The sequence below is a fragment of the Rhodococcus sp. CX genome (assembly GCF_015865005.1).
Taxonomy (GTDB): Bacteria; Actinomycetota; Actinomycetes; order Mycobacteriales; family Mycobacteriaceae; genus Rhodococcus.
In genome coordinates, this window is the sequence record NZ_JADZGH010000145.1 from 66,951 (window position 1) to 75,695 (window position 8,745).

At 68.9% G+C, this 8,745-nt stretch carries 8 protein-coding genes and 1 pseudogene; 2 read left to right on the forward strand and 7 right to left on the reverse strand.

The genetic code is table 11. The annotated features are described in order from the left end of the window. The 7 genes and pseudogenes from I0Q12_RS15405 to I0Q12_RS15435 all read right to left on the reverse strand — a co-directional run. A pseudogene (locus I0Q12_RS15405) lies at nt 1–155 on the reverse strand (alpha/beta hydrolase); the annotation flags it as partial. Continuing rightward, complete coding sequence (locus I0Q12_RS15410; protein WP_197252731.1) at nt 152–1,210, reverse strand: isopenicillin N synthase family oxygenase; 1,059 nt, start codon at nt 1,208–1,210, stop codon at nt 152–154. The gene I0Q12_RS15410 and the pseudogene I0Q12_RS15405, both read right to left, overlap by 4 nt. Further along, on the reverse strand, nt 1,197–2,606 hold the full coding sequence (locus I0Q12_RS15415; protein ID WP_197252732.1) for a uracil-xanthine permease family protein: 1,410 nt from the start codon (nt 2,604–2,606) through the stop codon (nt 1,197–1,199). Before I0Q12_RS15415 ends, I0Q12_RS15410 begins: the two co-directional genes overlap by 14 nt. Nucleotides 2,607–2,717: 111 nt before the next feature. Next, complete coding sequence (gene alc, locus I0Q12_RS15420; protein ID WP_197252733.1) at nt 2,718–3,686, reverse strand: allantoicase; 969 nt, start codon at nt 3,684–3,686, stop codon at nt 2,718–2,720. After that, the gene (gene allB / locus I0Q12_RS15425; protein ID WP_197252734.1) at nt 3,673–5,049 is read right to left on the reverse strand and encodes an allantoinase AllB; all 1,377 of its coding nucleotides are present in this window, start codon (nt 5,047–5,049) and stop codon (nt 3,673–3,675) included. Before allB ends, alc begins: the two co-directional genes overlap by 14 nt. Beyond that, on the reverse strand, nt 5,046–6,326 hold the full coding sequence (locus I0Q12_RS15430; protein ID WP_197252735.1) for an aldolase/citrate lyase family protein: 1,281 nt from the start codon (nt 6,324–6,326) through the stop codon (nt 5,046–5,048). Before I0Q12_RS15430 ends, allB begins: the two co-directional genes overlap by 4 nt. Nucleotides 6,327–6,445: 119 nt before the next feature. After that, the gene (locus I0Q12_RS15435; protein WP_197252736.1) at nt 6,446–7,219 is read right to left on the reverse strand and encodes an IclR family transcriptional regulator; all 774 of its coding nucleotides are present in this window, start codon (nt 7,217–7,219) and stop codon (nt 6,446–6,448) included. A 205-nt stretch (nt 7,220–7,424) separates the two neighbouring features. Here I0Q12_RS15435 and I0Q12_RS15440 point away from each other — a divergent pair, with 205 nt between their 5' ends. Both I0Q12_RS15440 and I0Q12_RS15445 read left to right on the forward strand, forming a co-directional pair. Then, nucleotides 7,425–8,192, forward strand: coding sequence for a CoA transferase subunit A (locus I0Q12_RS15440; RefSeq protein WP_197252737.1), 768 nt, complete (start codon nt 7,425–7,427; stop codon nt 8,190–8,192). 59 nt (nt 8,193–8,251) lie between these two features. Further along, a partial coding sequence (locus tag I0Q12_RS15445) for a 3-oxoacid CoA-transferase subunit B (protein ID WP_197252748.1) occupies nt 8,252–8,745 on the forward strand: 494 nt, incomplete at its 3' end.

Sequence of the window (8,745 nt, forward strand, 5' to 3'; positions counted from 1 at the left end):
ACGTCGTCGAGCGTGACGTCGTCGTCGCCCCAGGCACCGACGCCGGGCAGCGCGAGCGGGTGCGGAGTGTGCCCGGCTGCCCGCAGCGGCCCGAGCATCGTGTCCCACACCCACGGCCCGGCCCAGGCGCCGTGCACCAGGACGACATGGCTCACGGCGTCGCCGTGTTTCCTGCGGCGGCCAGCACGCGCGCGGCCTCGCGGACCGCGGCGGTGTTCGGCTTGCCGTGCCGGGAGCCTGCCAGCTTCGCCTTGATGTGGTCGCGGACGACGATGGGCTCGTAGGGTTCCTCGCCCTCGTCCACGAAGCCGGGGAGGGTCGCGATCACCGCGTCGACGTTGCCGTCGTGGAAGAACGCGGCCGAGCGACGGCGCGTGATGGTGCCGTCGACGATCGGCGGCTTGACGCGGTGCAGGGTCGAGCGCCACCGGTCGTTGGTGAGACGGGCGGTGAGGTCGCCGAGGTTGATCAGGAGCGCACCGTCGCGCGGTGCCACGTCGTGCCACACCCCGTCGCTGCCGAGTACCTGCAGCCCGGCGACGTTGTCGGCCCACAGCACCGTGACGATGCCGAAGTCGGTGTGCTCGCCCATGCCGGTGAGGTCGCCGTCGAGGGTGACGGTGCCTTCCGGCAGCGCGTAGTTGTTCAGGCGCAGCACGTCGATGGAGTGGTCGGTGAGGGCGTCGAAGAAGTCCGGGGCCTGGCCGAGGGCGTCGGCGAAGATGCGGGTGAGCGTGCGCGCGACGCGGGACGCCTCCCCGAAGTACCGCTGCACGCGGGGCTCGAAACCGTCGATGTCGGGCCAGAGATTGATGCCGTAGTCGGATTCGGACAACCCCAGTCCGGGGAACGAACGGGCTTCGACACCGATGTTGTAGGCCTCGAAGAAGTCGTTCATGCGGCCGGCGGATTCGACACCGAGGCTCAGGGACAGCGATTCGCTCTTCGGCGGGCTGTATCCGCGGTTCGCTCCCTCCACCCGGTAGGCCTTCTTGTCGTCGAGCGGAAGCCCGAAGAACTCGTCCATGGCACCGGTGAGTCCGTCGACGACGTCATCGGAAATCCCGTGCCCCACGATCTGGACGAAACCGACACTGCTGCAGGCTTCGTCGATCAGGCGGGCCACCCGGGCGCGTTCGTTGTCCGGGCCCGCGGTCACGTAGGGGGAGATGTCGATGGTCGGGACCTCGAACGGGTCAGACGGTTGCATGAACGGCTCCTGGGGTGGAAGGGGTACCGGCCGAGGTGACGGGGGCCGGCGTGCCGGGCTCGGGAGCGTCGGGGCCGGCGACGGCCGCGCGGGCCATGCTCCCGAGCCGAGTGTGGTTGAACAGCAGGTTGAGTCCGAACGCGGTGAGGGCGGCGAGGGTGATGCCGCTGCCGAGCAGGATCTGCGCGGAGGACGGGAACTTCTCGAACATCCCCTCGGCGAGTTCCGGCACGAGGCCGACCCCGACGGCGACCGCGGCGATCGTGGTGTTGATGCGATCGGACAGGTCCACCCGGCGCAGGGTGTTGATGCCGACGACCGCGACGGTGGCGAACAGGATCAGGCCGACACCGCCGACCACCGGTTTCGGCAGGCCCGCCACGACCGCCCCGACCTTGGGGAGGGCGCCGAGCAGCACGAGGATCACGCCGCTGGTCGCGGTGACGTAGCGGCTGTACACGCGGGTGGTCGCGACCGCGCCGACGTTCTGGGTGAAGACGGTGTCGACGAACGCGTTGAAGATGCCACCGAGGACAGCGGACAGGCCGTCGCCGGCGAGACCGCGCGCGATGTCGCCCTTGCCGACCGGCTTGCCGGTGATCTCGCTGACCGCCAGCATGCTCGCGGTGGATTCGGCGAACACGACCGCGATGACGATGCTCATGGCCACCACCGCGGTGATCGGGAACTCGGGGGCGCCGAAGTGGAACGGGGTGGGGATTCCCACCCAGGCGCTTCCGGCGACGCCGCCGAGATCGATCAGGCCCATGGGCAGCGCGATGATCGTGCCGACGACCAGCGCGAGGAGCACACCGAGCTGCGACCAGATTCCGCGGCCGAGGCAGATGAAGCCGATCGCGACGGCCATGACGGCGACGGCGAGCGCGATGTGCGACGGCGACGCGTAGGTGGGGGAGGTGGGGTCGTTGCCGATGATCAGGCCACCTGCGACGCCGATCAGCGAGATGCCGACGACGGTGAGGACCGCGCCGGTGACGAGCGGCGGGAAGAACCGGATGACCTTGGCGAACGGATAGGCCAGGGCCAGGCCGACGATGCCGCCGACGAGCATCGAGCCGTACACGGCCTGCAGCCCGTATTCGTTGGCGATGAGGATCATCGGCGTCAGGCCGGCGAAGGTCGCACCGCACACGATCGGAAGCCGCACACCGGCGAGCTTGCCGACACCGAGGCTCTGGACGATCGTGATCACGCCGGCGATCAGCAGGTCCGCGCTGATGAGCATGGCGATGGTGTCACGGTCGAGACCGACTGCGGCGCCGAACACCAGGGGCACGGTGATGCACCCGGTGTACATGATCAGGACGTGCTGGATGCCGAACGCGAGCTGCCGGACGAACGGCAACCGGGTGTCGACCGGATGTGCAGTGGCCATGCGCAACTCCAACCGGGTGGGAATCCATGTCCCTGCAGTTCTATCCCCACCCGGTTACCGCCGCGCGACCGAATGTTTCGTCCGGGTAATCGATGTCCCGATTGCGAAAATTCAGACGAGCGTGCCGTGCACCCGCAGCCGCGCGATGCCACCGTCCGGGTAGACGTCCAGCCGGACGTACCGCAACGGACGGTCCGCGTCGACCCGGAACCGGTGCCGGCAGTCCGGCAGCAGCTCGACGCGCGGAACCAGCGTCACCCACGCGGACTCGTCGGAAAGCGATGCCTCGTCGGCTGTTCCGCTCAACCGTGCCCAACCGGGTGCGTTGCCGACGAAGTACGACGTGTCGATCTCGACGTGTTCGATCATCCCCGCGCCGACCAGCCTCACGACGACGTGGTCGTTCCCGTCGTCGCGGCGGCGGGCGTTCTCCCATCCCTCACCCATGTGCCGGGCGCGGCCGAGACCGAGGATGTTGCGCGGCGACGAGTAGAAGCGGTTCGAGCAGTCCACGACATCCCCGCCGTTCTCGAGCGCGGCGAGATCGATGGTGCCGCGCAGGAACGCCGGATCCGGTCGCGGTTCCCCGTGGATCCGCAGCCGAGCCACCCCACCGTCGGGAAAGATGTTGAGCCGCACATGGGTCCACCGCTTCTCGCTCTGCACCGGGAAACTGTTCGCGGTATCACCCTGCAACTCGACCTTGTCGAGGATCGGTTCCCACTCGGCTTCCTGCAACTGCGCCGCGTTCGGATATCCCTCGACGCAGATTCCGTCGATCGAGGCGAACGGCGGATAGTTGCCGGTGAACCACGCGGTGTCGATCACGACGCCGCGCACCACGCCGGGCACCCCGAGTCGCACGATCGCGAAGTCGTGCCCGGGTTCGCGCCGGCGTCGCGTCTCCCAGCCGTCGTACACCTTGCCCTTGTGCCCGAAGTCGCTCGTGTCGTGCGCCGCGGGTTCGGGATCGACGAGATTCTCACGCTCCGCGAACAATTCGTCGTTCGCGTACATCACCGATCCGGCCAAGGCGCGTGACGCGAGATCGGGCAGTTGCAGGAAATCAAGCGAGCTCATGGGTTCCTTCCGGGGCGGGGGCACGGGTGAGCAGGCGTCCGCGCGGGGCGGGATCCTGAGCCGCGTCGAGGGTGACGGTGAGCGGGGCGCCGGACAGCCACGTCTGCCGGACCACCCCGGCCAGCGCGCGCTCAGCGTACGGTGTAACGGCATTGCGGTGGTGCAGACGCTCAGGGAACACCACGAACGCATCGTCGGGGGCGAACACGCACAGGTCGGCGGAATTGCCGACGGCGATCTCGCCGCGATCGGCGAGTCCCACCAGATCCCGTGTGTTGCGACCCATCCAGCGGACCACGTCGACGAGGGTGTGCCCGCGCCGCCGTGCCTCCGACCATACGATCGGCAATCCCAGTTGCAGCGAGGAGATGCCTCCCCACGCCTCCCCGAAATCACCGCTGGTGAACTTCTTCAGTTCCGGTGTGCACGGCGAATGGTCGGACACGACGCAGTCGATCGTGCCGTCCGCCAGCCCGCGCCACAGCGCTTCCCGGTTCCCTGCCTCACGGATCGGCGGGCAGCACTTGAAATGTGTTGATCCGTCGAGGATCTCCTCGCTGAACAACGACAGGTAGTGGGGGCAGGTCTCCGCGGTGATGCGCACCCCGGCGGCTTTCGCCTCGGCCAGCAGCGGAAGGCTCCCGGCGTCGGACAGGTGCAGAATGTGCACCCGGCAACCGGTTTCGCGGGCGCCGTCGATCACCTGCGCGATCGCCCGCGACTCGGCGACGGGCGGTCGCGATTGCAGGAAGTCCGCGTACCGACGACCCGCGGCCGGGGGCTGTGCGTCGAGTGTCGGGCCGTCCTCGGCGTGGACGATGAGCAGCCCGTCGAACGAGGCGATCTCGCGCATCGCCGCGACCATCTGTTCGCGGTTCAGCGGCGGGTACTCGTCGAGACCCGAGTACGCGAGGAAGCACTTGAACCCGTACACGCCCGCGTCCCACAGCGGCCGCAGGTCGGCGAGGTTGCCGGGGACGGCGCCGCCCCAGAATCCGACGTCCACGGTGGTCTGCCCGGTTGCGGTCGCGCGCTTGACGTCCAGCGCAGCCACATCGATCGTCGAGGGAATCGAATTGAGCGGCATGTCGATCACGGTGGTGACCCCGCCGGCCGCCGCGGCCCGTGTGGCGCTGGCGAAGCCCTCCCATTCGGTGCGGCCGGGATCGTTGATGTGCACGTGCGTGTCGACGAGGCCGGGCAGCAGCGCCTCGTCGCCGGCGAGGACGACCTCGTCGGCCCCGGTGGGGAGCGGGGCGTCGTAGTCGTCGACGGCGACGATGCGGCCGTCGCGCAGCGTCACGGCGCAGGCGCGTTCGCGGTCGCCGACGACCGCGCGTCGGGCCCGGATCACGGTGGTCATCGGGTGGAGTGTCCTTTCTCTGTCCGGAAGCCCGCCAGGCGTTGCAGGTCCTCCGGGCCGGCGCCGGTGTGTTCGTGCACCTCGGCGGCGGACAGGGCACCGCAGCTCAGGCCGCGGTACACGAACGACGCCAGCGCTCGCGCGGTCGCGGGTTCGTCGAGGTAGCCGGATTCGGCGCGCCCGAGGTACGCGGCGATGCGTGCCGCGGCGGCCGGGAACGAGCGGCGGTAGAACGCGAAGGTCGCGGCGTACCGGGTGGGCAGTTGCGCCGGGTGCAGGTCCCAGCCCTGGTAGAAGCCGCGGCGCAGCGAACGGTCGACGAGCCGGGCGTGCAGCGCCCACGCGCTGCGGATCTCGTCGGCGGTGCCCACCGGGATGCGGTTGGTGGAGCCGTCCGACAGGAACACCCCGGTGCCGGCGGCCGCGACCTGCATCGTGGCTTTGGCGTGGTCGGCGACCGGATGGTCCATCGCCTGGTACTCGGCGGCGATTCCGCACGCCGCCGAGTAGTCGTAGGTACCGTAGTGCAGACCCGAGCACCGGCCGGCGGCGGCGTGGATCATCGCCGCGACCTGTGCGCTGCCGTCGGGTCCGCAGATCGCCTGGGGTGTCTCGATCTGGATCTCGAAACGCAGTGGCTTCGTAAGCGAATAGGCGGACTCCAGGTACTCGCACGCTGTCACCATCGCCGAAATCTGTTCGGGAGAAGTCACCTTCGGCAAGGTGAAGACGAATCCTTCGGGAAGTGAACCTTTCTCGGCGATCGCACCCACGAACGCGTCCAGCGTCCGGATCCCGCGGCGACGGGTCGGTGCCTCGAGGCACTTGAACCGGATACCGCTGAACGGTGTGGCCGCGGTGTTCGCTCGCAGTGCTTCTGCGGCTCGTGCGACGTGTGCGTCCTCGTCGGCGTCCCGGTCGGCGAGCGGAACTCCGGCCTGGGGGAACCCGTCCTCGAAGTCGATGCGCAGATCCTCGATCGGCTCCGCCGCGAGTTTGGCCTGTACGAGCGGCAGGACCTCATGGGCGAGTCCCGGTTCCATCCCGGTGACCGCTGCGAGATCACCGGCGTCGGTGATGTTCTCGGACAGCACCTGCCGGGCCTGCTCGCCCCACGACCGGACGGTGTCCGCGTCGTACCGGTCGGCGGGCACGTAGACGGTGTGCACCGGTTGCCGGCCGGCGGACGGGCCCGGATAGGCGGCGGCGTACGCGTCGTCGACGGGGCGCAGCATCTCGTCGAGTGCCGTGTACAACCGTTCGAGCCCGTCAGCCATGCAGCCTCCAGCAGTGCGATCCACCATCGATGTAACCATTTCGACAGCAGACGGTAACGGCGTCTTGTCAATCGACTGATTACCCGGCGTAACGGCGGTGTTACGTCGTCGGGTGCGGCTCAGCGGCGATGGCCGTGCAGCAACTGGGTGAGGCGGTGCGCCTCGCGCAGCAGCAGCTCCCCGAGTTCCGGGCGCCGATCCTCCCGGAACCGGCTCTCCACGCCGGTCACGCTCAGCGCCCATGCCGGCGAATTCCGGTGATCGAACACCGCCGCGCCCATGCCCCAGCTTCCCTCGACGAGCAGAGCCGGGTTGGTCGCGTATCCGGCCAGCCGGGTCTGCTCGATGCGTTCCTCGACGGCGGCGCGGCTGTGGGCCGGTCCCCACTCCGCGGTCAGGTCGGTCCGTGACAGGTATTCGTCGATGTCGTGGTCCGGCAGGTGCGAGAGGATCACCAGTCCCGCGGAGGCGACGCCCAGCGGCAGTCGCCTGCCCGCGTACAGCACGTGCGAGCGCAGCGGGAAACTGCCCTCCTCGCTCGCCAGGCACACGGTGCCGTCGCCCCGGCGCGCGGACAGGTGCGCGGTTTCGCCGGTCTCGCGCGCGATGCCGCGCAGGATCTCACCGGCGAGATCGGTGATGTCGTAGCGCTCGGCCGCGAGCGAGCCCAGCAGATACAGTTCCGGCCCCAGCGACCACCGCCCGGACTTGGGGTCGCGGTCGACGAGGCCTTCCTCGGCCAGCGACGTCAAGAGCCGATGCGCGGTGGGTCGGGCCAGCCCGGTCGCCCGGGCCAGTTCGGTCGTCGAGGACCCGTGCGGCTCGTACCCGGCGACCGCCCGCAGCAGGGCGCTCACCCGGCCGATCACCTGCGGTCTCTGCTCGGTCTCCACCCGGACAGCATACGTTCATTGAGTGAACGCGGCCGCGAGACGCGTTCCGGCGAGCGAGCAATCTCTGTACAGTTGACGGACACCCCTTGAAATGCGGGTCTTTGCCCTCTGTAGTGGGTAACGACTGATGCGAGCTCGTCCACCCAGTGAACGCATCCGAAGGGCCGGCACCACGCGGCCGAGGTTTTCCGAGAGAGGTCATGCAATGGCAACGAAAGTGTTCGACACGGCCGCGGCGGCCGTCGCGGACGTAACCGACGGCGCGTCGCTCGCCGTCGGCGGATTCGGTCTGTGCGGCATCCCCGACGTCTTGATCCAGGCGCTCGTCGACTCCGGTGTCGGCGATCTCGAGGTGTTCTCCAACAACTGCGGCGTCGACGACCACGGCCTCGGTCTGCTGCTGAACGAACACCGCGTCCGCCGCGTCGTCGCCTCGTACGTGGGTGAGAACAAGGAGTTCGCGCGGCAGTACCTCGCCGGTGAGCTCGAGGTCGAGCTGACTCCGCAGGGCACCCTCGCCGAGCGGCTGCGCGCCGGCGGTGCCGGTATCCCCGCCTTCTTCACCCCGGCCGGTGTCGGAACGCCCGTCTCGGACGGCGGCCTGCCCTGGCGCTACGCGTCCGACGGCTCGGTTGCGGTCGCGTCTCCGCCGAAGGAGATCCGTGTCTTCGGCGGCAAGCGGTACGTGATGGAGCTCGGGATCCACGCCGACTTCGCGCTCGTGCACGCCGTCAAGGGCGACACCGCGGGCAACCTGATCTTCGACAAGACCGCGATGAACTTCAATCCACTGGCCGCCATGGCCGGGAAGATCACGATCGCCCAGGTCGAAGAGCTCGTCGAGCCCGGCGAGATCGACCCCGCGCAGGTGCACCTGCCCGGCATCTTCGTCAAGCGGATCGTCCACACCGGCCCCCAGAAGAAGCGCATCGAGAAGCGCACCGTGACGGTATCGGAAGGAGCGGCACAGTGACCGCAGGTAACGCGACCGCAGACAAGACCACCGAGAAGAAGGGCTGGACCCGCAACGAGATGGCGGCCCGGGCCGCCGCCGAGATGGTCGACGGCGAATACGTCAACCTCGGCATCGGCCTGCCCACCCTCATCCCCGGCTTCCTGCCCTCCGATGTGCACGTCACGCTGCACTCCGAGAACGGCATCCTCGGCACCGGACCGTACCCGACCGAGGACAAGATCGACCCCGATCTGATCAACGCGGGCAAGGAGACCGTCACCGTCAACCCGGGCGCCGCGTTCTTCGATTCGGCACTGTCGTTCGGGATGATCCGCGGCGGGCACATCGACACCGCGGTGCTCGGCGGCATGCAGGTCTCCCGCAACGGCGACCTCGCCAACTGGATGGTTCCCGGCAAGATGGTCAAGGGCATGGGCGGCGCCATGGACCTGGTGCACGGCGCGAGCCGGGTCATCGTGGTCATGGAGCACACCGATCGCGACGGCAATCCGAAGGTCGTCGAGACCTGCATGCCGCCGAGCACCGCGGTGTCGATGTGCCCGCCGCGGAT

Bases quoted from the DNA above. Each gene is read 5' to 3' on its own strand.
- I0Q12_RS15410 (WP_197252731.1), bottom strand. From the start codon at position 1,210: ATGCAACCGTCTGACCCGTTCGAGGTCCCGACCATCGACATCTCCCCC.
- I0Q12_RS15415 (WP_197252732.1), bottom strand. From the start codon at position 2,606: ATGGCCACTGCACATCCGGTCGACACCCGGTTGCCGTTCGTCCGGCAG.
- alc (WP_197252733.1), bottom strand. From the start codon at position 3,686: ATGAGCTCGCTTGATTTCCTGCAACTGCCCGATCTCGCGTCACGCGCC.
- allB (WP_197252734.1), bottom strand. From the start codon at position 5,049: ATGACCACCGTGATCCGGGCCCGACGCGCGGTCGTCGGCGACCGCGAA.
- I0Q12_RS15430 (WP_197252735.1), bottom strand. From the start codon at position 6,326: ATGGCTGACGGGCTCGAACGGTTGTACACGGCACTCGACGAGATGCTG.
- I0Q12_RS15440 (WP_197252737.1), top strand. From the start codon at position 7,425: ATGGCAACGAAAGTGTTCGACACGGCCGCGGCGGCCGTCGCGGACGTA.